This is a genomic window from Rahnella inusitata (assembly GCF_003263515.1).
In the GTDB taxonomy this organism is placed as follows: Bacteria; Pseudomonadota; Gammaproteobacteria; order Enterobacterales; family Enterobacteriaceae; genus Rahnella; species Rahnella inusitata.
The window spans coordinates 32,316-56,307 of record NZ_JYDE01000036.1; the positions used below are offsets into that span (position 1 = coordinate 32,316).

General features: G+C 52.9%; 19 protein-coding genes and 1 riboswitch. Of the genes, 5 read left to right on the forward strand and 14 right to left on the reverse strand.

Annotated elements, in window-relative coordinates; translation table 11 throughout:
• Position 1: 1 nt before the first annotated feature.
• From mraY to leuO, 12 genes are all read right to left on the reverse strand, one after another.
• Entirely contained in the window at positions 2-1,084 is a 1,083-nt protein-coding gene (gene mraY, locus TU92_RS18885) for a phospho-N-acetylmuramoyl-pentapeptide-transferase (RefSeq protein ID WP_112168711.1), read from the reverse strand.
• Positions 1,078-2,454, reverse strand: coding sequence for a UDP-N-acetylmuramoyl-tripeptide--D-alanyl-D-alanine ligase (gene murF / locus TU92_RS18890; RefSeq protein WP_112168712.1), 1,377 nt, complete (start codon positions 2,452-2,454; stop codon positions 1,078-1,080). The genes mraY and murF overlap by 7 nt, the downstream gene beginning before the upstream one ends.
• Entirely contained in the window at positions 2,451-3,938 is a 1,488-nt protein-coding gene (gene murE / locus TU92_RS18895; protein WP_112168713.1) for a UDP-N-acetylmuramoyl-L-alanyl-D-glutamate--2,6-diaminopimelate ligase, read from the reverse strand. The genes murF and murE overlap by 4 nt, the downstream gene beginning before the upstream one ends.
• Complete coding sequence (locus TU92_RS18900) at positions 3,925-5,688, reverse strand: peptidoglycan glycosyltransferase FtsI (protein ID WP_112168714.1); 1,764 nt, start codon at positions 5,686-5,688, stop codon at positions 3,925-3,927. The genes murE and TU92_RS18900 overlap by 14 nt, the downstream gene beginning before the upstream one ends.
• A 27-nt stretch (positions 5,689-5,715) precedes the next feature.
• Entirely contained in the window at positions 5,716-6,036 is a 321-nt protein-coding gene (gene ftsL, locus TU92_RS18905) for a cell division protein FtsL (RefSeq protein ID WP_112168715.1), read from the reverse strand.
• Complete coding sequence (gene rsmH, locus TU92_RS18910) at positions 6,033-6,974, reverse strand: 16S rRNA (cytosine(1402)-N(4))-methyltransferase RsmH (RefSeq protein ID WP_112168716.1); 942 nt, start codon at positions 6,972-6,974, stop codon at positions 6,033-6,035. Before rsmH ends, ftsL begins: the two co-directional genes overlap by 4 nt.
• 2 nt (positions 6,975-6,976) lie before the next feature.
• Positions 6,977-7,435 carry a division/cell wall cluster transcriptional repressor MraZ gene (gene mraZ / locus TU92_RS18915; RefSeq protein ID WP_112168717.1) on the reverse strand — a complete coding sequence of 153 codons (459 nt, stop codon included), beginning with the start codon at positions 7,433-7,435 and terminating at the stop codon, positions 6,977-6,979.
• Between the two features lie 703 nt (positions 7,436-8,138).
• Positions 8,139-9,143 (reverse strand): catabolite repressor/activator, encoded by a 1,005-nt coding sequence (gene cra, locus TU92_RS18920; RefSeq protein WP_112168718.1) that lies wholly within the window; start codon positions 9,141-9,143, stop codon positions 8,139-8,141.
• Positions 9,144-9,310: 167 nt separating this feature from the next.
• A complete protein-coding gene (ilvN, locus tag TU92_RS18925; protein ID WP_013577020.1) occupies positions 9,311-9,802 on the reverse strand; it encodes an acetolactate synthase small subunit in 492 nt (163 codons plus the stop codon).
• Between the two features lie 2 nt (positions 9,803-9,804).
• A complete protein-coding gene (ilvI, locus tag TU92_RS18930; RefSeq protein ID WP_112168719.1) occupies positions 9,805-11,523 on the reverse strand; it encodes an acetolactate synthase 3 large subunit in 1,719 nt (572 codons plus the stop codon).
• Positions 11,524-11,932: 409 nt separating this feature from the next.
• Positions 11,933-13,729, reverse strand: a complete 1,797-nt coding sequence (locus TU92_RS18935) for an AMP-dependent synthetase/ligase (RefSeq protein WP_112168720.1) — start codon at positions 13,727-13,729, stop codon at positions 11,933-11,935.
• 290 nt (positions 13,730-14,019) lie between these two features.
• A complete protein-coding gene (gene leuO / locus TU92_RS18940; protein WP_112168721.1) occupies positions 14,020-14,967 on the reverse strand; it encodes a transcriptional regulator LeuO in 948 nt (315 codons plus the stop codon).
• 752 nt (positions 14,968-15,719) lie between these two features.
• On the opposite strand from leuO, the gene leuA reads away from it, so the two are divergent.
• Genes leuA through leuD form a run of 4 tightly spaced genes read left to right on the forward strand, consistent with a single transcriptional unit; the run spans position 15,720 to position 20,418 of the window.
• Positions 15,720-17,309: a 2-isopropylmalate synthase gene (gene leuA, locus TU92_RS18950; protein ID WP_112168723.1), complete on the forward strand. Its 1,590-nt coding sequence runs from the start codon at positions 15,720-15,722 to the stop codon at positions 17,307-17,309.
• Positions 17,310-17,311: 2 nt separating this feature from the next.
• Positions 17,312-18,403 carry a 3-isopropylmalate dehydrogenase gene (gene leuB, locus TU92_RS18955; RefSeq protein ID WP_112168724.1) on the forward strand — a complete coding sequence of 364 codons (1,092 nt, stop codon included), beginning with the start codon at positions 17,312-17,314 and terminating at the stop codon, positions 18,401-18,403.
• Position 18,404: 1 nt separating this feature from the next.
• Positions 18,405-19,805 carry a 3-isopropylmalate dehydratase large subunit gene (leuC, locus tag TU92_RS18960; protein WP_112168725.1) on the forward strand — a complete coding sequence of 467 codons (1,401 nt, stop codon included), beginning with the start codon at positions 18,405-18,407 and terminating at the stop codon, positions 19,803-19,805.
• 10 nt (positions 19,806-19,815) lie between these two features.
• Positions 19,816-20,418 (forward strand): 3-isopropylmalate dehydratase small subunit, encoded by a 603-nt coding sequence (gene leuD, locus TU92_RS18965; RefSeq protein ID WP_112168726.1) that lies wholly within the window; start codon positions 19,816-19,818, stop codon positions 20,416-20,418.
• A gap of 61 nt (positions 20,419-20,479) precedes the next feature.
• On the opposite strand, the gene TU92_RS18970 is transcribed toward leuD, so the two are convergent.
• A complete protein-coding gene (locus TU92_RS18970; protein ID WP_112168727.1) occupies positions 20,480-21,643 on the reverse strand; it encodes an MFS transporter in 1,164 nt (387 codons plus the stop codon).
• 178 nt (positions 21,644-21,821) lie between these two features.
• Positions 21,822-22,022, reverse strand: coding sequence for a glucose uptake inhibitor SgrT (gene sgrT / locus TU92_RS18975; RefSeq protein ID WP_112168728.1), 201 nt, complete (start codon positions 22,020-22,022; stop codon positions 21,822-21,824).
• Positions 22,023-22,124: 102 nt separating this feature from the next.
• Here sgrT and sgrR point away from each other — a divergent pair, with 102 nt between their 5' ends.
• Entirely contained in the window at positions 22,125-23,789 is a 1,665-nt protein-coding gene (gene sgrR / locus TU92_RS18980) for an HTH-type transcriptional regulator SgrR (protein WP_112168729.1), read from the forward strand.
• 40 nt (positions 23,790-23,829) lie between these two features.
• Positions 23,830-23,958: riboswitch (TPP riboswitch) on the forward strand.
• The last annotated feature ends 34 nt before the right edge of the window (positions 23,959-23,992 follow it).

Below are 23,992 nucleotides of genomic sequence, written 5' to 3' on the forward strand. Positions count from 1 at the left end.
GTTAACGTACCTTCAGCGTTGCAAGGCCGATCAGCACCAGCATCAGCGAAATAATCCAGAAGCGCACAATGACGCGCGGTTCCGGCCAGCCTTTAAGTTCGTAGTGATGATGGATTGGCGCCATACGGAAGATGCGCTGCCCACGTAACTTAAAGGACCCGACTTGCAGGATCACCGACAGTGTTTCGACCACGAATACACCGCCCATAATCACCAGTAAGAACTCCTGACGCAGCAGGACGGCGATGGTACCCAGTGCGCCGCCCAAGGCCAGAGAACCGACGTCACCCATGAAGACCTGAGCCGGATAGGTGTTAAACCACAGGAATCCGAGACCGGCACCGACAATCGCGGTACATACGATCACCAGTTCCCCCGCGTGGCGCAGATAAGGAATGTGCAGGTAGCTGGCGAAATTCATGTTACCTGTCGCCCAGGCCACCAGCGCAAAGCCACCGGCGACGAACACAGTGGGCATAATCGCCAGCCCGTCCAGACCATCGGTCAGATTGACGGCGTTACTGGTACCCACAATCACGAAGTAGCTCAGCAGTATGTACAGCAGGCCCAGCTGCGGCATGACGTCTTTGAAGAACGGCACCACCAGCTCTGTCGCCGGGGTGTCTTTACCGATGGCGTACATAGTGAAAGCGGCGGCCAGTGCAATCACGGACTGCCAGAAGTATTTCCAGCGGGCGATTAACCCTTTGGTGTCTTTACGCACCACTTTGCGGTAATCATCAATGAAACCGACGATGCCGTAGCCGATCAGCACGAACAGCACGCACCAGACATACGGGTTCGAGGGATACGCCCACATCAGCACCGAAATGGTAATGGAGGCCAGGATCATCAGCCCGCCCATGGTTGGCGTGCCGCGTTTACTAAAATGTGATTCCGGGCCGTCGTTACGCACAACCTGACCGAATGACATTTTTTGCAGACGGGCAATCATCCGCGGACCAATCCACAATGACAGGAACAATGCAGTCAGCAGGCTGACAATGGCGCGAAACGTCAGATAGGAAAAGACGTTGAATCCGGAATAATATTTGACCAAGTGTTCTGCCAGCCAAACTAACATGTTGCATTCTCCTGTAACGCGCGTACTACCTGCTCCATTGCGGCACTACGTGAACCTTTAATTAAAACGGTAATTACCGCATGTTCAGACAGTAAGCTCGTCAGGCGCGCCGTCAGGGCTGCCTTATCCGCTAAATGCTCACCACACCCGCTGACATCACTAATGATGCGGCTGTCGTGGCCAATACTGAAAACTTTGTCGATCCCGGCTGCACGAATCGCTTCGCCCACCTCGCGGTGACACGCTTCGCTTTGTGCGCCCAGTTCCGCCATGTCGCCAACGGCCATTACGCGATAGCCCGGCATTTCTGCCAGCACTTGCGCGGCGGCGGTCATCGAACCAACGTTGGCGTTGTAGCTGTCATCGAGCAGCGTTTTACCGTCGCAAAGTGCGATCGGGAACAAGCGGCCTTTGACCGATTGCAGAGTCGTCAGACCGGCGCGAACATTTTCGAGTGAAGCGCCGACCGACAGCGCCAGCGCGGCCGCAGCCATCGCGTTAGCAATATTGTGACGGCCCGGCACAGGCAGCGAAACATCTATGCTGCCTTGAGGAGAATGCAGGGTAAAGACGGTGTTCAGCGGACTGATTTTGACGTCTGTTGCGAAGAAATCGCTGCCATCATTCTGTTGCGCCGAATCTTTTGTCGAAGAGAATCGCCAAACGGTTTTGCCGCCGAGCTTGCGCTGCCAGTTCGGCCAGTCGTTGCTATCAGCATTAATAATCGCCGTGCCGTTTTCAGGCAGACCTTCAAAAATTTCACCCTTGGCCTGCGCAACGCCGGCCAGTGAACCAAAACCTTCAAGGTGAGCGGCTGACAGGTTATTGACCAGCGCCGTTTCAGGCCTGGCCAGTGCGGTGGTATAAGCGATTTCGCCCGGATGGTTAGCGCCCATTTCGATGACGGCAAAATCATGTTCTGCGGTCAGGCGCAGCAACGTCAGCGGTACGCCGATATCGTTATTGAAGTTGCCTGCGGTGTAGAGCACATTGCCGCACTCGCGTAAAATCGCTGCGGTCATCTCTTTCACGGACGTTTTACCTGAGGAACCGGTCAGGCCGACCACGCGGGCAGGAACCTGCTGACGCACCCAGCCGCCGAGCTGGCCGAGCGCAATTCGGGTATCCGCCACCACTAACTGCGGCACGTCCACCTGTAAGCGCTTACTTACCAGTAAAGCCCCTGAACCGGCTTTAACGGCATCGGCCGCAAAGTCGTGAGCATCAAATTTTTCGCCTTTCAGGGCGATGAACAAACAGCCCGGTGTAATCTGACGGGTATCTGTAGTGACACTGTCGATTTGAGTATCGTTGCCGATAAGTTCGGCATTGAGCGCCGCACTCAACGTTTGCAGGGAAACGCGGATCATGCGATCACCCCCAGCAAACGGGCAACCGTTACGCGGTCGGAATAGTCGAGACGCTGATTGCCCACCAGCTGGTAATCCTCGTGGCCTTTACCGGCGATCAGCACAACGTCATCTTCAGTGGCTTGCATAATGGCGCTGGTCACTGCCTCTGCGCGGCCATGAATTTCCTGCGCACGGCCAGCATCCAGCAGCCCGGCAAGGATATCCGCGACAATAGCGCGGGGCTCTTCGCTGCGAGGGTTGTCATCTGTCACGATCACGCGATCGGCGTACTGTTCCGCAATGCCGCCCATCAGAGGACGTTTGCCTTTGTCGCGATCACCGCCGCAACCAAACACGCACCACAGCGTGCCACGACAGTGCAGACGTGCCGCCGCCAGCGCTTTTTCCAACGCGTCAGGCGTATGAGCATAATCCACTACAGCGGTCGGTTTGCCCGGCGCATTGAATACTTCCATGCGGCCGCACACCGGTTGCAGTTGTGAACTTACCGCCAGCAACTGAGCCAGCGGATAATCTTGTGAAAGCAGGGTCGCCAACGCCACCAGCAAATTGCTGACGTTGAATGCGCCCATCAGGCGGCTTTCCAGCAGGCCTTCTCCCCAGCTTGAATCGATATTTACGGTCGCGCCGTTGTCATGATAATTCACGCTGCGCGCCGCCAGCCAGCGGCCTTTCCAGCCTGCCGGGATCTTGTCTTCCATCGTGACGGCGATAGCATCCGGGGTTTTCGCCAGCCAACGCAACCCGACTTCGTCGTCAGCATTGATAATTTTTTGGCCGACCTGATGCGAGGAGAAGAGCTGCCATTTGGCGTCTTCGTAGCTCTGCATGTCACCGTGATAATCCAGGTGATCGCGGCTCAGGTTGGTGAAGGCTGCGGCGGCAAATGGCAGCGCGGCAACGCGGTGCTGAACCAGACCGTGGGAAGAAACTTCCATCGCAGCGAAAGTGGCGCCCTGCTGTACTAAATCCGCCAGAATATGCTGAACCTGTACTGCAGAACCGGTGGTATTTTCCGCCGGTACCACTTTATCGAGCAAACCATTGCCGACGGTACCCATCACGGCGCTGGTTTCACCGAGCAACTGACTCCACTGCGCCAGCAGCTGCGTGGTAGTAGTTTTGCCGTTGGTGCCGGTGACACCGATCAGACGTAAGGCCTGACCCGGCTGATGGTAAAAATGCCCTGCCAGTTCGGACAGCAACACATTGAGATTCTCGAGGTAAATCACCGGCACGCCATGCATCTGGCTAACCGTTCCGTGTTCTTGTTCACCCTTTGCTTCGGCCACAACGGCAGCGACGCCCTGGGCAATTGCCTGGGGAATAAAACGACGCCCGTCGCTGGTATGGCCTGAAATCGCGACGAACAGATCTCCGGCAGCCGCCACGCGGCTGTCTAAAATCATGTCTTTTAGCGCTACTGCCGGGGCATCACTCACCCAGGGCGCTAATAGGTCGCGCAAATTACGATCTGCCACCTGAAGCCTCTTTTTGATTATTCACTATGTCTGCATTTTCATCGGCAGTCAGCGCATCCGGTTCGATGTTCATGGTGCGCAATACGCCGCCCATGATCGCGCCAAACACAGGTGCGGAAACGGCCCCACCGTAATACTTCCCTGCCTGCGGATCGTTGATAACCACCACCAGCGCAAATCTCGGATTGCTTGCCGGTGCAACGCCTGCGGTGTAGGCAATGTATTTGTTCACGTACTTACCATCGGGACCGACTTTCTTCGCGGTACCGGTTTTAATCGCAATGCGATAACCCTTGATCGCCGCTTTCACGCCACCACCGCCGGGCAGTGCGACGCTTTCCATCATATGCACGACGGTGCGGACAATCGGTTCAGGGAAGATGCGTTCGCCGGAGACAGGCGGATCAACTTTTGTTATCGACAGCGGACGATAAATGCCCATGCTGCCAATCGTTGCGTAGACTCGCGCTAGCTGGAGAGGTGTCACCATTAGCCCGTAGCCGAAAGAGAAGGTGGCCCTCTCTATGTCAGACCACCGTTGTTTTTTAGGGTATAAGCCACTGCTTTCTCCAACCAGTCCCAAATTGGTCGGTTTTCCCAATCCGAATCGCGAGTAAGTGTCTACCAGCTCTGCGGACGGCATCGACAACGCCAGTCGTGAAACACCGACGTTACTCGACTTCTGCAAGATACCCGTCACGGACAGCTCCGCGTAACGGGCCACATCTTTAATCTCATGACCGTTGATTCGATACGGCACGGTGTTCAGCACACTGTTCTCGCGCACGACGCCATTTTTCAGCGCCGTCATCACCACCATTGGTTTGACGGTGGAACCCGGCTCGAAGATGTCGGTGATGGCGCGGTTACGCATCACGTCTTTCGGCGTGTTCGGCATGTTATTTGGGTTGTAAGACGGGCTGTTGGCCATCGCCAGCACTTCGCCGGTTTGTACATCGACCAACACCGCAGTGCCTGATTCGGCTTTGTTAAAGGCCACGGCGTTATTGAGTTCGCGATACACCAGTGCCTGCAAACGTTCGTCGATGCTCAGCGCCAGATTGTGCGCTGCCTGGCTGTCAACGGAGGAAATGTCTTCAATGACTCGCCCAAAGCGGTCTTTACGGATGGTGCGCTCGCCCGGCTTTCCGGTCAGCCAGCGGTCAAAACTTTTCTCAACGCCTTCAATGCCTTCGCCATCGATGTTAGTGACGCCAATGACGTGCGATGTCACCTGTCCGGCCGGGTAGTAACGACGGGACTCCTGACGCAGTGAAATCCCTGGCAGTTTGAGTTTGCGAATGTATTCGCCAACGGAAGGGTTGATCTGACGGGCGAGATAAACGAAGCGGCCTTTGGGATTGGCGTTGATGCGGGCAGACAGCTGATCGAGTGGCATGTTGAGCGCATCGGCGAGTGCTTTCCACTTTGTGTCGACCGTGATGCCACCGCGATCGTTAATCTCTTTCGGATCGGCCCAAATCGCATTTACAGGCACGCTGACCGCCAGAGGCCGTCCTGAGCGGTCGGTGATCATCCCACGGGATGTCGGAATGGTTTGAACGCGCAGGGAACGTAAATCCCCTTCTTTCACCAGCTTATCCGGGTTTATCACCTGAAGATAAGCCACCCGCAACATCAGGCCCAGCAGGGCAAGTAAAATACAGGCGCACAACAACGCAAAACGCCAGCTGATAAAGCTGGCTTGATCTTCGGGACGCTTTAACTTCGCGGTGCGTGTTGCTTTCATTAGCTGCCTGTATCCTCCGTGCACATTTTAAGGTTGAACCACAATAGTTTCTTGAGATGGATCAACATGTTGCATCTGCAATTTCTCCGTTGCGATGCGTTCTACCCGGCTGTGATCGCCAAGGGCATTCTCTTCGAGGATCAGGTTGCGCCACTCAATGTCCAGCGCATCCCTTTCCAGTACTAACTGTTCCCGCTGTGCCGTCAGTAAACGCGTACGGTGCGCAGTGGTGACAACGAAGATGGCGCTGATCAAAACGGCAATCAGCAAAATCATCGGGATCTTGCCATTGCGCAAAATGTCGCTGGCAATGACCCCCACTAAACCGTGGCGTTCATTGCCAATCACGATGCCGTTCTCTCAGCAAAACGCAGGACTGAACTGCGTGCCCGCGGGTTTTCTGACACTTCCGCATCGGAAGGCATCATTTTTCCCACTGATTTTAATGAGCGTCCGCCAAGTTCCGCGATCTGCGCTTCTGTCATCGGAATACCGGCCGGCACCTGAGCGCCACGGCTGTGCTGACGGATAAAGCGTTTCACGATGCGGTCTTCCAGTGAGTGGAAGCTGATCACGGATAAACGCCCTGCCGGTGCCAGAATTTCCAGCGCGCCATCCAGCGCACGTTCGATTTCTTCCAGCTCACTGTTGATGTAGATACGAATCGCCTGGAAGCTGCGTGTCGCCGGATGCTTATGCTTCTCACGAAATGGCGAGGCGTTCGCAATCAAATCAGCCAGTTCTTTTGTACGCGTCATTGGCAATTCGCGGTTACGCTCGACAATCGCGCGCGCAATGCGTTTTGCAAAACGCTCTTCACCAAACGTTTTCAATACCCAGATGATGTCTTCTTCTTCCGCTTTCATCAGCCATTCGGCCGCTGAGTAACCACGCGTCGGATCCATGCGCATATCCAGAGGTCCGTCACGCATAAAGGAGAAACCACGTTCCGCATCATCAAGCTGCGGCGAGGAAACACCTAAATCCAGCAGTACGCCGTCGATCTTACCTTCCAGACCGCGTTCGCGAACGTAGTTAGCGAGGTCGGAGAAAGGTCCGTGAACGATAGAAAAACGCGCGTCATCAATAGATTCTGCGGCTTTAATTGCCTGCGGATCGCGGTCGATCGCCAGCAGGCGACCTTGCGGGCCAAGCTGTGACAAAATCAGACGTGAGTGGCCACCGCGGCCAAAGGTTCCGTCTATGTAAATGCCGTCCTGGCGGATGTTCAGGCCGTTGACGGCTTCATCCAGCAAGACGGAAGTGTGTTTGTAGTTTTCAACCATGCTTATAATGACAAGTCCTGTAATCGGTCAGAGAGTGGTTCCTGAGACGATTGTTCAGCGTCTATGTCTTCCTTAACTTGTTGATACCAGGTCTGTTCATCCCACAGTTCAAACTTGTTGAACTGCCCAACCAGCATCACTTCTTTTGCGAGCCCGGCGTGCTGACGCAGCGTAGTGGCAATCAACAGACGCCCGGCGTTATCCATCTGACATTCACTTGCATGTCCCAGTAACAGGCGCTGAATACGGCGCTCAACGGGGTTCATACTCGACAGACGGGACAATTTACGTTCGATAATTTCCCACTCGGGAAGGGTGTAAAGGAGGAGGCAGGGGTGATGGAGGTCTATGGTACACACCATTTGACCTTGCGATTCTTCGCTCAGCAAATCCCGGTAACGGGTGGGTACGGCAAGTCGCCCTTTGCTGTCGAGGTTAACCATCGTCGCGCCACGAAACATGACCGATCTACCCCTCTATGACCCTAATCACCACTTTCCTCCACAAATTCCCACTTAAAAGAGTTTACGGATGGTTTTAAAACCTTGTCAAGCCAGAGCGGAGGCGGTTTGGCAATATTTACGCGAAGACCCGAAAGCCCAACGTAACGCGGTGAGGTATTTTAGAGGTGAAATAGAAAATAACGTCATGATTAGTTGAAGAAATTTCGGAGGGTTAATAATTTCGTTTAAAAAAAAACCAAACTGAATATTATTTAACTATTTATATTCTTCTGTTATCTGACTCTCGTTTCTTGTTCTTTTTGCCATAAGAAAAATCATTTCCGATTTTTTTTTGGCTATCACGGCTAAATCATCATCATTTTGCGAGCCAGCCCGCATGGCACAAGCCTTTCAGGGTGTTTAAAAACCACGAGTCGCGAAACAGCCGCAGACCCGGAGAAATTAAGCGGGGAATTCTACAGCACTTTTGCAGGCAGCATTAACGTATTTTAGATATCAATAAACAGATTTATATCGGCAACTGAAAGGCGAAAACATTTCTTAATAATTCAGCGCTCTGGGAATGCTCCGAAAATAACCACTTTCACCGCATGGTGATTTTTTTCGTGTTTGTGAGCAGAATGAGCAATTAGGCAAAAGAGGAAAGAAAAGCGTGTTTGTGCGTGGGAATCACGGGCATTCAATTGAATACCCGTCAGGATTACTTGCGGCTCAACCTGCCACGACGGAAGAGGTTGCGGCGAATACGGGTCAGGCCTGCTTTTGGTTTTTTCGGTTCATCCAGGCACGCCAGTACCAGCTCCAGCACGCGTTCGGCAACGTCACGATGACGCTGTGCGACCGCCAGAACCGGACACTCAAGGAAGTCGAGAAGTTCGTTATCCCCGAAGGTGGCAATCACCAGATCGACAGGCAAACGCCCTTCCGTTTTCAGCGTGACGTCCATGACGCCCTGCAACAACTGGAACGAGGTGGTGAAAAGCGCCTGCGGCATGGGATTGTGTTTCAGCCACTGGGCAAACACTACCGCCGCGGATTCGCGGTCATACGCATTGGCATAAAGATACTGCGGCTGACGTGAATCTTCAGCCCAGGCCTCACGGAAGCCCTGCTCGCGCAGGAAGCTGACCGATAATTCCGGCAATGCACCGAGATACAATACCGATTCAGCAGGGAACGTCCGTAATTCCTGTGCCAGCATCAACGCATCTTCCTGATCGGCACCGACAACGCTGATGAAATGCTCAGGGTCGAGCGCGCGATCCAGCGCAATGATAGGGAAATCATCATTGGCCCAACGCTGATAAAAAGGATGTTCCGGCGGTAAAGATGTGGAAATGATGATCGCATCAACCTGACGTTGCAGCAGATGCTCGACACAGCGCATTTCGTTGTCAGGCTGATCTTCTGAACAGGCAATCAGCAGCTGATAGCCACGCTGGCGTGCCTGACGTTCGAGAAAATTGGCAATCTTGGTATAACTGGTATTTTCCAGATCGGGGATCACCAGACCAATAGAACGGGTCCGGCCAGCGCGTAAACCCGCAGCCACCGCATTCGGGTGATAGTTATGTTCCTTCACGACAGCCATGACTTTCTCGACTGTCTTATCGCTGACACGATACTGCTTCGCTTTGCCGTTAATCACATAACTGGCCGTCGTACGCGAAACGCCCGCTAACCTCGCGATCTCATCCAGCTTCACTGAGATAACCCCTTAAGAAAGATAATGCTTTATCTAACCCCAGAAGCCCCTGCCGGGCAAGGTGTTTTACCGAATCGCTTCACCTGAGCCACAAAAAAGAAAGCCCAACCAAAAAGTTGAGCTTTCCTAGAGCAGATAAACTTTACATCGTGCTGATTTTTTACGCTTTAGCGCATGATCTTGTCGCCGCGCGAAACACCGACCACGCCGGAGCGAGCCACTTCGACGATTTCAGCCACATCACGAATGCTGGCTAAGAAGGCGTCGAGCTTGTCGCTGGTGCCGGCAAGCTGAACGGTGTAAAGCGTCGCCGTCACATCCACAATCTGGCCGCGGAAGATTTCAGTTGAACGTTTCACCTCTTCGCGGCCATAACCGGAGGCCTGGACCTTGACCAGCATGATTTCACGCTCAACGTGAGCACCCTGCACCAGTTCGGTGACACGCAGCACGTCGACAAGCTTATGCAGCTGCTTTTCGATCTGCTCAAGCACCTTGGCATCGCCTACGGTCTGGATCGTCATTCGCGACAATGTTGGATCATCGGTCGGCGCAACGGTGAGGCTTTCAATGTTGTAGCCACGCTGAGAGAACAGGCCGACTACACGGGACAACGCGCCCGATTCGTTTTCCAGTAATACTGATAAAATCCGGCGCATGATCAGGTCCTCTCCGTTTTGCTTAACCACATTTCGTCCATCGCACCGCCACGGATGTGCATCGGGTAAACGTGTTCTGTTTCATCAATGCTGATATCCACAAATACCAGACGGTTTTTCTGTTCCAGTGCCTGAATCAGTTTGCTTTCCAGCTCATCCGGCGTGCGAATGGCAATGCCAACGTGACCATAGGCTTCCGCCAGTTTGACGAAGTCAGGCAGCGATTCCATGTAGGATTGCGAATGGCGACCGGAGTAAATCATGTCCTGCCACTGTTTCACCATACCGAGATAACCGTTATTCAGGTTGACCACAATGACTGGCAAACCGTATTGCAGCGCGGTCGACAACTCCTGAATGTTCATCTGGATGCTGCCGTCGCCGGTGACACAAATGACCGTTTCGTCCGGCAGACCAAGTTTCACACCCAGCGCGGCAGGCAGGCCGAAGCCCATCGTTCCGAGACCACCGGAATTTATCCAGCGACGTGGCTTATCAAACTGATAATAGAGCGCGGCAAACATCTGATGCTGACCTACGTCCGACGTCACATAGGCGTCGCCGTGGGTCAGGCGATGCAGCGTTTCGATAACGGCCTGCGGTTTGATCTTGCCACTGTTTTTGTCGTAGCTCAGGCATTGACGCGCACGCCAGTTTTCAATACTTGTCCACCAGTCGCGCAACGCATCGAATTCCTGTTTGTCATCGCTCTGCGCCAGCAGTTCCAGCATCTGAACCAGCGTCTGCTTCGCATCACCCACAATCGGAATGTCTGCACTGACAGTTTTTGAGATAGACGTCGGGTCGATATCGATATGCATTACCGTGGCATTCGGACAGTACTTCGCCAGATTGTTGGTCGTACGGTCGTCGAAACGCACGCCCACGCCGAAAATCAGATCGGCATTGTGCATCACCATATTGGCTTCGTAGGTGCCATGCATGCCGAGCATACCGAGACTCTGACGATGGGTGCCCGGAAATGCGCCCAATCCCATCAGGGAGGTGGTCACCGGCAGATTCAGTTTTTCTGCCAGTTCCAGAATTTCTGCGTGGCACTCAGAGTTAATAGCGCCACCGCCAACGTACAGCACCGGTTTTTTGGCGGCCAGCAACGTCTGCAATGCGCGTTTGATCTGGCCACGATGACCCTGCACCGTCGGGTTATACGACCGCATCGTTACCTGCTCAGGGTAAGCGTACGGCAATTTGATTTGTGGATTCACCACGTCTTTAGGCAAATCAACCACCACCGGACCCGGACGGCCCGTGGACGCCAGATAGAACGCTTTTTTCAGCACGGTAGGAATATCTTCCGCGCGTTTTACCAGAAAACTGTGCTTCACCACCGGACGGGAGATCCCCACCATGTCGCATTCCTGGAACGCGTCATAACCGATCAGTGAACTGTGTACCTGGCCGGATAGCACCACCAGCGGAATGGAATCCATATAAGCTGTCGCAATACCGGTGATAGCATTGGTTGCACCGGGACCGGACGTCACCAGCACCACGCCCACTTCGCCCGTGGCGCGCGCATAACCGTCAGCCATATGAACAGCGGCCTGCTCATGTCTCACCAGCACATGATCAATCCCGCCGACCGTGTGCAGGGCATCATAGATATCCAACACCGCTCCGCCGGGATAACCGAATAACTGCTTCACGCCCTGATCGATTAACGATCGAACGACCATCTCGGCTCCTGACAACATCTCCATGGTTTTGCCTCCAGGCTTTTTATTTCTTCTATAGGATGACTTTTTATTTCAGCAAGCTGTTCTATCAAGCAGCAATCTAAAGTTAAATCACTGAATTTTAGGCCTTTACGCAGAGCGGATGAAAACCCTGCTGCTCTTATTGGCGTTGCTAACTCAACTCAGTACCTTAGCGTGAGAATTTGGGTCAGGCAAACGCCAAAATAGGGATGACAGATTTCGTTTATTGCGACGCGCTGCCATCAATCGCCCGTCCGCTACAAAACACTGCCTGCGTACGGCAACCAGTCAGAAATATCAGGAAGGCGGGAAAAATTACAGGATTAAATTATGTCTGATGCTGACATAAAAATGATCAGCAAACCGGCGAACAGGCATTCGCCGGTGTTGAGAAAAAGAGAAAGACGCGGCGTTATTCGCCGTAAAGCTCGTCGATTTCCTTTTTATAACGGCTGAAAATAACCTTACGACGCAGCTTGAGCGTCGGCGTCAGTTCGCCAGATTCCATGGTGAAGGGTTTGATCAGCAGGACAAATTTTTTCACCTGCTCAAAGCCTGCCAGATCGTGCTGAATTTCGCGTAACTGGTGAGCAAACAGTGACAGAATCTGTTCGTTTTTGACCAGACCGCTCCGGTTGAAATAATCGATATGATGCGCCTGCGCGTACATGTTAAGCACATCGAAATCCGGCACGATCAGCGCAGAAACAAAGTGACGCTCATCGGCTATCACCGCGGCCTGTTCAATGTAGCGATCCTGGACCAGCGTGCCTTCGATCCGCTGTGGCGCGATGTATTTACCGCCTGACGTTTTCATCAGATCTTTCAGTCGTTCGGTGATAAACACGTTGCCTTGTGCATCCATCTTCCCCGCATCGCCGGTTTTGAACCAGCCATCCGCAGTGAAACTGGCCGCTGTTTCTTCGGGTTTATTGAAGTAACCGCGCAGCAGCGTGGGTCCGCGTACCTGAATTTCATTTTCGTCACCGATGCGCACATCGATTTCCGGCAACGCCGTGCCAACTGAGCCAAAGCGGAAATCTTTCTCTTCCCAGCAGGTGACGGTGGCGCAGGTTTCGGTCAGACCATAACCGTATTTGATATGCAAACCGAGGGATTCGAAAAACAGGATCACATTATCATCAAGGCTCGCGCCGGCGGCTGGCAGAAAACGTAAGTTGCCGCCGAGCAAGCCGCGCAGCTTTTTGAGCACCAGCTTATCCGCCAGAAAATATGCCGGTGAGAGCCAGAAGGGATAACGTTCGCCACGGCGCTCGATCAGAAATTTCTCTTTACCCTGCGAAACTGCCCAGTGGAACAGCCACTTTTTCACTGTTCCCGCGCGGGCGACTTTATCGTGGATTGCACTGAACACTTTTTCATAGAAACGCGGCACGGCGCACATGACGGTAGGTTTCACCGCCTGTAACGCATCCCGCACTAAATCGGTATCGCGCAGAAAGACGTTCTGCGCACCGCAATGCATCACAAAGAAGCTCCACGCCCGTTCGAACACATGCGCCAGCGGCAAGAAACACAGGGAGATATCCTGGTCAGAAATCGTCAGACGTTTTTCGTGCTGCTTTAGCTGCGTCGCCATGCTGCGATAGTCGAGCATCACACCTTTGGCTTCCCCTGTGGTACCGGAGGTATAAATCAGTGTGAACAAATCGTTGAGATCGCTGGCGCTGATGCGTGCTTCGCGTTCGGCGTCTAACGCAGAGTCCGATACGGTGATATCAGACACATGCAGGGCTATCTGCACGCCCTGTAAATCGACGTCACCATCCAGCACCAGGATGTGTTTTAGCTGCGGGCAGAGCTCGCGCAACGCAATCGCTGCGTCGTACTGCTTTTGGCCGACCACGAATAAAATGCGGATGTCCGCATCGTTAAGCACATACGCTGATTGCGCGGGGGTATTGGTGGCATAGATCGGCACGGTTACCGCGCGCAGTTGTAAGATTGCCAAATCCGCTATTGCCCAGGCGATGGAATTGTTCCCGCAGATGGCAATCCGCTCCTGAACCTCGACCCGCTCGCGTAAAAGGAGAGTCGATAAAGCATCGACTTTCGCCCCTAACTGACGCCAAGTCAGTGAGGTTTCAACAGCGGGTGACCATTCACGAAAGGCGGTTTGGTCAGCACGAAGTGCGACCTGTTGGCGAAAACGGGCGATCAGATGGTAGTCATTTAAGGTTGGATTCATTGAGCGTCTATACCGGCGTTCAGCGCAGCTCGCCAGGAGGCGGCTAACTGTATTGCTCTGTTACAAAGATTTAACGCAGTCTACCGACAAATATTGCGCGGCGAAATGAAATTATAGAGAGTCAGGAGGAGGCGAAACACCGGCTCAAAATGAGTAAATAGCGGGAAAAAAAAACCTGCGCAGCTTTAACGAGGCGAAAAAGCACGCAGGATAAAAAACTTCAAAATAAATCATAACCAGCCATATTTACTTCAGCGCGCACCAAAGTAAAAATGATGTTCGTTTAGGGATCAGAGCGTCAATACGCACTGGCTTAATAAAGATTTCATCCACATATTGCCGCGGTCTTTACTGGATGATTCATGCCATGACAGATAACAGGTCAGCTGATTTTTCATCCACGGTAATGGAATGACAGATAAATTTAGGATCCCGGTATTGGCCTGCGCTAACCAGCGGGGAACCAGCGCCACCATATCGGTTTTCGACACGACTTCCATGACGCTGTAGAGATCTGTTCCCTGATAGGCGATTAAAGATTGCAGCTCAGGGTCATCATAATAAGGCGCACTGAAGGAATAGAAGCGGTCAATCATCATGACAGCATGTTTTTCGCGCAGGTATTTCTCGTCGGACATATAAGGACTAATACGCGGGTGATTTTGTGCTGCAACCAACACCAGTTCATCATTAAATAACGGTTCGTTACAGAAATCAGGCCGTTCAAATTTACGGTAGCTGATCATAAATTCGATATTTTGGTAACGCAGCTGATGTTCAATATTATCATTAACGATAGTCTGTAATTTAATACTGACGCTGCTGGCCAGGGTATCGACGGCGTGAAGAACCTGAGAGGTCAGGCGCTTATCCAGCGGGCTACAAATTGCGACGTTAAACTGGCGCATGCTGATACTGGGATCGAAACCTGCACCGGGCAATTCATTCATGACCAACTGAAGTGCCTGACGGACAGGGCCGAACAGCTGACGGGCACGCATTGTCGGTTGGATGCCCCGACCGAAGCGAACAAATAAATCATCATTGAACATGACTTTCAAACGGGCCACGGCATTACTTACGGCAGGCTGAGACATGCCCAGCATATTAGCTGCACGAGTAATATTTTGTAATTGCATGACGGCATCGAAGACAGTCAATAAATTAAGATCGACATTACGCAGATGCGTTTCAAACTCGGCAGGTTTTGCAGAGCTTTCGGTAATGATATCAGACATGGTTATCCCCATTAAAGATCATCAGGCTTGAAGAATAATGATTATCTTTAATTGATTTATTTAAACAAAACACGGCACAGTCATATCAGACTAATAAATAATAGCCGACAAAAAACGCGTGCCATTTCATATTATTATTATTCGAAAAGGACCTAGGTGCTGCTTCTAATAATCAGAAAGTAAAATATAAATTTCATTTCTCTTCAAAAAACTGATGATATAAGACAATAAAATAATTACCGAAACAACATGCAAAAATTGAATAATAAGTTAAGCAGAAGTAAATCATCTCTAATCAACTGAATCAGAAAGGTTATTTTTCAATCAGCATATTTTATAGTCCAGTTTTTTACGGTTTTGACCCAAAAAAATCATCGTAATGACTGAGGAATCCTTTCCTCCAAACACCCTCTTACAGGTAGTGTTTTATGCTAAATGAGATTGTTTTTCATTTGTGAAAATTACCGCTATTTCCACACTCTGAAGGTTGACATAGCACACACATTCCCGTATCACTTTAAGCACTGTTTGAACGATATCCGTTTAACTACCCTATTAAGAGAAGCTGAAAATACATGTTCATGATTACCCGTCTCCTTGGCCTACTACTCAACGCAAAAAATTTGCGCGGTATGCCAGTGGGCGAAAATCAGAACTGATTCAACTTCCACAGACAATAAACCCGCGCCGATGCGCGGGTTTTTTTTTATCTCCCGCAGGGCGCGAAAAATAGAGCAGACAAGGAAAAACCCATGAGCGAGCAAGTCATTATTTTCGATACCACGCTGCGTGACGGTGAACAGGCGTTACAAGCCAGCCTGAGTGTTAAAGAGAAGATTCAAATTGCAATGGCGCTGGAAAGGATGGGCGTTGACGTGATGGAAGTCGGCTTCCCGGTATCTTCTCCCGGTGATTTCGAGTCTGTACAAACTATCGCGCGCCAGATTAAAAACAGCCGCGTTTGCGGTCTGGCACGCTGCGTGGATGGTGACATTGACGCAGCCGCCGAAGCATTACGTGTTGCCGAAGCCTTCCGTATCCACGTTTTCCTGGCCACCTCGACTCTGCACATTGAATCCAAATTGAAGCGTTCATTTGATCAGGTTCTGGAGATGGCGGTTCATTCGGTGAAACGCGCCCGTAACTATACGGATGACGTCGAATTCTCCTGCGAAGATGCGGGTCGTACACCGCTGGATAATCTGTGCCGCGTTGTCGAAGCCGCGATCAAAGCCGGTGCGACCACCATCAACATTCCTGATACTGTCGGTTACACCACGCCGGTCCAGTTCGGCGGGATCATTACTAATTTGTATGAGCGCGTACCAAACATCGATAAAGCGATTATTTCCGTACACTGCCACGACGATCTGGGCATGGCGGTCGGTAACTCTATCGCGGCGATTCAGGCCGGTGCGCGTCAGGTAGAAGGCACGCTGAACGGTATAGGCGAACGTGCCGGGAATACGGCACTGGAAGAAGTCATCATGGCGATCCGGACCCGTTCGGATTACATGAACGTCCACACCAATATCAATCACAAAGAAATCTATCGCACCAGCCAGATTGTCAGCCAGATAACCAATATGCCGATCCCTGGCAATAAAGCGATTGTCGGCTCCAACGCCTTCGCACACTCGTCCGGTATTCATCAGGATGGCGTGCTGAAAAATCGCGAAAACTACGAAATCATGACCCCGGAATCTATTGGTCTGAACCAGATCCAGCTGAACCTGACATCCCGCTCCGGCCGTGCCGCCGTGAAGCATCGTATGGAAGAAATGGGCTACAAAGAATCCGATTACAACATGGATCATCTGTATGCCGCGTTCCTGAAGCTGGCTGACAAAAAAGGTCAGGTTTTCGACTACGATTTAGAAGCGCTGGTGTTCATTAATAAGCAACAGGAAGAGCCAGAGTTTTACCGTCTGGACAACTTCAGCGTGCAGTCCGGTTCTAAGATAACCGCCACCGCATCGGTGAATCTGGCCTGTGGCGATGAGATCATCACTGAAGCCGCTACCGGCAATGGCCCTGTTGATGCTGTCTATCAGGCGATTAACCGCATCACGGGTTATCAAATCGAGCTGGTGAAATATCAGCTGAGTGCCAAAGGTCAGGGACGTGATGCACTGGGTCAGGTCGACGTGGTCGTCTCCTTTAATGGCCGCCGCTTCCACGGCGTGGGTCTGGCGACAGACATCGTGGAATCCTCCGCCAAAGCGATGGTTCACGTACTGAATAATATCTGGCGCAGCAAACAAGTTGAGATCGAAAAACAACGTTTGCAGCACGAAGTTCAGCAACACAACAACATTCAAAATAATCAGGAAACGGTGTGATCATGAGCAAGACCCATCATATTGCCGTCTTACCCGGAGACGGAATTGGCCCGGAAGTTATGGCCCAGGCATACAAAGTTCTGGATGCAGTACGTGCGCGTTTTGGCCTGAAAATCAGCACCAGCGAATATGACGTCGGTGGCGCGGCTATCGACAAACACGGCAGCCCGTTGCCGCAAGCGACCGTTGCCGGTTGCGAACAAGCCGATGCCATCCTGTTTGGCTCAGTGGGCGGCCCGAAATGGGAACACCTGCCGCCTAACGATCAGCCAGAGCGCGGCGCATTACTGCCGCTGCGTAAGCACTTCAAATTGTTCAGCAACCTGCGCCCTGCCCGTTTGTATCAGGGTCTGGAGGAGTTCTGCCCGCTGCGTGCCGACATCGCCGCCAAAGGGTTCGACATTCTGTGCGTCCGCGAACTGACCGGCGGTATTTACTTCGGCCAGCCGAAAGGCCGCGAAGGCCAGGGGCAGCATGAAAAAGCCTTCGATACCGAAGTGTATTACCGCTTTGAGATCGAACGTATCGCCCGCATCGCCTTTGAATCTGCACGCAAACGCCGCAGCATTGTGACGTCCATCGATAAAGCCAACGTATTGCAAACGTCCATAATGTGGCGTGAAGTGGTTAACGAAATCGCGAAGGATTACCCGGACGTCAGCCTGAGCCACATGTACATCGACAACGCGACAATGCAGCTTATTAAAGATCCGTCGCAGTTTGACGTGCTGCTGTGCTCCAACCTGTTCGGCGACATTCTGTCAGACGAATGCGCGATGATAACCGGTTCCATGGGCATGTTGCCTTCGGCCAGCATGAACGAGCAGGCGTTTGGTTTGTTCGAGCCAGCAGGCGGCTCCGCACCGGATATCGCCGGTAAAAACATCGCTAACCCGATTGCACAGATCCTCTCTGCCGCGCTGTTACTGCGTTACAGTCTGGGGGCTGATGAAGCCGCCAACGCCATCGAGCAGGCAGTGAATAAAGCGCTGGAAGCAGGCCACCGCACCGGTGATTTGGCTAACGGCCAGCAGGCGCTGGGCACCAGTGAAATGGGCGATATCATTGCCCGCTTTGTGAAAGAAGGGGCATAACATGGCGAAGACGCTGTATCAAAAATTGTATGACGCGCACGTCGTTTACGAAGCGCAAAACGAAACGCCGCTGTTGTACATAGACCGCCATCTGGTGCACGAAGTGACCTCTCCGCAGGCGTTCGACGGCCTGCGCGCGATGGGGCGTCCGGTACGTCAGCCGGGCAAAACCTTCGCCACGATGGACCACAACGTATCCACGCAAACCAAAGACATCAATGCGAGCGGCGAGATGGCACGCATTCAGATGCAGGAACTGATCAAGAACTGCGCGGAATTCGGCGTGCAGCTGTATGACCTGAATCACCCGTTCCAGGGCATCGTCCACGTAATCGGACCTGAGCAGGGCATGACCTTGCCGGGCATGACTATCGTTTGCGGTGACTCCCATACGGCGACGCACGGTGCGTTTGGCTCACTGGCTTTCGGTATCGGCACATCAGAAGTGGAACACGTGCTGGCGACGCAAACCCTGAAACAGGGTCGCGCTAAAACCATGAAAATCGAAGTGACCGGCGACGCACCTGCGGGTATCACCGCCAAAGATATCGTGCTGGCGATCATCGGTAAAACCGGCAGCGCCGGCGGTACAGGTCACGTTGTCGAGTTTTGCGGTAAAGCCATCGAAGCGCTGAGCATGGAAGGTCGTATGACCCTGTGCAACATGGCGATTGAAATGGGCGCCAAAGCCGGTCTGGTCGCGCCTGACGAAACCACGTTTGCTTATCTGAAAGGTCGCCAGTTCGCGCCGAAAGATCAAAACTGGGACGCCGCCGTCGAGTACTGGAAAACCCTGACAACCGATGCGGATGCCAAATTTGACAGTGTCGTGACGCTGGACGCGGCAGATATCGCACCGCAGGTCACCTGGGGTACCAACCCTGGTCAGGTCATGGGCGTGAATCAGACGATCCCAAATCCTTCCTCTTTTGCCGATCCGGTAGAACGCGCATCCGCTGAAAAAGCGCTGGCGTATATGGATTTGCAACCGGGCATTAAATTGACCGACGTGGCGATCGATAAAGTGTTTATCGGTTCCTGTACCAACTCACGTATCGAAGATTTGCGTGCAGCCGCAGCCGTGGCCAAAGGTCGCAAAGTCGCGACCGGCGTACAGGCAATTGTGGTTCCCGGCTCAGGCCCGGTAAAAGCACAGGCCGAAGAAGAAGGTCTGGATAAGATCTTCATCGAAGCCGGTTTCGAATGGCGTCTGCCGGGCTGTTCCATGTGTCTGGCAATGAACAACGATCGTCTGGAACCGGGCGAGCGTTGCGCCTCCACCAGCAACCGTAACTTCGAAGGCCGTCAAGGGCGTGGCGGACGCACACATCTGGTCAGCCCGGCAATGGCTGCGGCGGCAGCGGTGACTGGCCGTTTCGCTGATATTCGTGAACTGAACTGAGGAAAACACCATGGCTAAATTTACCCAACACATTGGTCTGGTGGTTCCGCTGGATGCCGCTAACGTCGATACCGATGCCATCATTCCGAAACAGTTTTTGCAGAAAGTAACCCGTACCGGTTTCGGTCAGCACCTGTTTAACGACTGGCGTTTTCTGGACGACGCCGGTCAGGTGCCTAACCCGGATTTCGTGCTGAATAAGCCGCGCTATAAAGGTGCGAGCATTTTACTGGCGCGTGAAAACTTTGGCTGCGGTTCTTCCCGTGAACATGCGCCGTGGGCGCTGACCGACTACGGTTTCCACGCGGTGATCGCGCCAAGCTTTGCCGATATTTTTTACGGTAACTCGTTCAACAACCAGTTACTGCCCATCACCCTGAGCGATGCAGAAATTGATGAGCTGTTCGCGCTGGTGAATGATAATGAAGGCATTACCTTTGAAGTGGATCTGGAAGCGCAGACCGTCAAAGCCGGTGATAAAAGCTATCCGTTTGTGATCGACAGCTTCCGCCGTCACTGCATGATTAACGGTCTGGACAGCATCGGTCTGACGCTGCAACACGAAGAAAACATCTCCGCTTACGAGAAGAATCAGCCTGCCTTTATGAACTGATTCCACCCCCGAAAGCATAAAAAAAACCCGCGACTGTCGCGGGTTTTTCTTTTCATATCATTCAGACGTCTTTGACTTTATACATCAGGCCTAATGCGATAATCGCCAGCCCCGTCGCCACCCAGTACACCGGATAATGCCCGAAGCTTTCGACGATAAAGCCTTGCAATAATCCCGCGCAGATAACGCCACTGGAAATGCTGTTGGTGAACAACGTCGTCGCTGAACCCGCACGACCCGGCATCAGATCCTGAAAATAGAGCATCCCGATACCCGCCACGATACCGATGAAAATCGCGTTAAACAGCTGGAGGATCATCAGCGCGACTTTGAACTGGAACAAAACCAGTCCGGCGTAGAAAACCACCCCGCTGGCCACCGCATACAGCATCAGCTTGCGCTTACCGGTACGTTTGACCAGATAACCCGCCAGCAACATCGCCGGAATTTCGAGCCCTGCCGCCGTCCCCATCAGCAAGCCCGCCAGCCCTTCCGGCAACCCCAGATCGCTGGTGATGTAAAGCGGCATATCAATCACGTACATGATGTTGCAGGTCCACATCAGCAGGGAGGCGAAGAACAGAAGACGCACATCTTTATTGCGCCACGCGCTGACCGGCACCACTTTTTCATCCACCGGCTGCTCGACGCGCGGCACCGACGGCAGGAAGAACACGATCATCAGGATGCTGCCGACAAACACCGCGGCGGCGCTCAGGTACATCGGCGTAAATCCGTAATTCAGCGCCAGCATGAAGGAAAGCGGCGGGCCGAGTACCCACGCCAGCGAGAGCATCGCACGCATCATTGAGCTGAACATCACCACTTCGCTCGATGAGCGATCGGCATGTTCACGCGCCAGTGCGAACAGCTGCGGCATTGAGGCATTCCCGATCGCCGCCAGCAATACGCCGACGGTGATCAGCACCAGATAGTCGCGGCTGAACGCAAAGACCAGACTGTTACCGATGGCCATCAGGCAGCAAAAGATCAGCAGCTTGCGGCGGTCACCTTTGTTATCAGAACGGTTCGCCAGCAGGAAACTGATCGCAATCCCGGCGATGGCGTTGACGGTATAAAAGAAGCCGACCCACAGCGGGCGAACTTTCACTTCATTGGTCAGAAACAGACTGAGCGTCGGTGCCTGTAATGCGCCAGCAATACCACACAGCAAGGACACCACCAGAAAGGTGACATAAATGGCATTAATACGAGGTTTTGGCATGACGTCGTCCCTGAGAAATGAAAGTCTTACAAACAAGACCCCCAGTGTAGCTAAGTTTTAAAGGGTTTCGAGGGGTTCTGAAAAATGGATATAAAAAAACCAGTGAGTTACCCCACTGGCTGGTGAAATTACACCATTACTCAGAAAATCGAATTGGGTCGAGCCTGTTGTCTGACTATCAAATCCTTCGACGGTATTGTTCTTCGTCAAGCGACTCCATATCCCACTGGGTCAGCCCGGACAGAATATCCATCCGATAATCGACCGGCACCCAGGACAGCCAGTCAGCATGATTTTTTGCCGCGTTGCGTTTAATGGCAGCGCTGCTGATTGCGGAGAAATAACGCTGATAAAAACGGGCATTCAACGTGCGTTTCATGATGACCTCCGGGTATTCACAACAGGCTTTCGTTGAGAAACAGTATCGGAGTAATATGGGGAAAGATAAATTGATGAAGATCGCCCTTGGAGTTCCCCTTTTATGACCTCACCGCGTTTGCAGCAGCAGTTCATCCGGTTGTGGCAGTCCTGTCATGGCGAAGAAACCGAAACGACCTTGCAGGCACTGTCCGAGATCCTGAACTGTTCACGGCGGCACATGCGTTCATTGCTCAACGCCATGCAGGAACTGGGCTGGCTGGCGTGGGATGCCGAAGCCGGACGCGGCAAACGTTCCAGACTGACATTCCTGTATACCGGCCTGGCGCTACAGCAGCAGCGCGCCGAAGAGCTTGTTGAGCAGGATAAAGTCGATCAACTGGTTCAACTGGTGGGCGATAAAACACAAGTGCGTCAGATGTTGCTGTCGCAACTTGGACGCAGCTTCCGTCAGGGCAAACATATTCTGCGCGTGCTGTATTACCGCCCACTGTTTAACCTGTTGCCCGGCACCATGTTGCGTCGTTCTGAAACGCATATCGCCCGGCAAATCTTCAGCGGCCTGACGCGCATAAATGAGGAAAAAGGGGAAGTTGAAGCCGATTTAGCTCATCACTGGCAGGAAATCACACCGCTGCATTGGCGGTTTTATCTGCGTCCGGCGATCCATTTCCATCATGGCCGCGAACTCGAGATGGCGGATATCATCGCTACATTTACCCGCCTGCAACAGGCTCACCGGTTATTTAGCAATCTCTCGTCAGTTTCCTCACCCACACCCAATGTGATCGATATCCATCTGCTGACCCCCGACCGCTGGCTGCCGTGGCTGTTTGGCCATGTTCACGCCATGATCCTGCCGCAGGAGTGGCAGTCGCTGCCGGACTTTGCCCGGCATCCGGTCGGCACCGGTCCTTACGCCGTGGTGCGCAATCAGAAAACGCAGCTGCGTATCCGCGCGTTTGACGAGTATTTCGGTTTTCGCGCGCTGATAGATGAAGTGAATATCTGGGTGCTGCCGGAGCTGACCGAAGATCTGGTCCATTCCGGTGTCCAGTTACAGGCGGATGAATCAGGTAATAGCGAGCTGGAAAGCCGTCTGGAAGAAGGCTGCTATTTCTTGCTGTTCGATCAGCGTTCGCCGGTCGGTCAGCAGGATGAAATCCGCGAATGGCTCTGTGAACTGCTCAGCCCGATTGCATTACTTAACGCCGCAGAACCGATTTACCAGCGCTACTGGTCGCCAGCCTACGGCCTGTTGCCACGCTGGCATCATAAAGATTCGCAGGCGCGCCCGATAAAACCGCAAGGGCTGACGCACATTACGCTGACGTTTTACAGCGAGCATTCGGAGCATCACGCGATCTGCAACGCACTGCGCCCGCTGCTGGCAGCGGAAGGCATCGAGCTGATTATTCAGATTGTGGATTACGCCGTCTGGCATCGCGGCGAGGCGAAAAGCGACTTGTGGCTCGGCAGCGCCAACTTCACCCTGCCGCTGGAATTCTCTCTGTTCGCGACATTCTTCGAGCTGCCGTTGGCCGCGCACTGTTTCAGCAATGACATGAGCGAGGACGCTGCGTTATGGCATGCGGGTAAATTCTCCATGGCCGAATGGAGCCAGAAACAGGTTGCCAGCCATCATATTCATCCGCTGTTCCATCACTGGTTAGTGTTGCAGGGCCAGCGCAGCATGCGCGGCGTACGCATGAACACTCTTGGGTGGTTTGACTTCAAATCCGCCTGGTTTGCGCCCCCCGACAGTTAATCGGACTATCGCATCGCGCCGTTAATCTCTAGAATGACATTCGTTCTCAACGGGGTGCCCAACTTGTTAAAGCAGCGATGTAAACGCCGCGAGCAAGTTTGGCTGAGATTTAGACCCGTCGAACCTGATCCGGTTGATACCGGCGGAGGGATTTGAGACTGCGCCTTGCTCACTCAAAATCCTTTGCCCCTTTATTTTTTTGG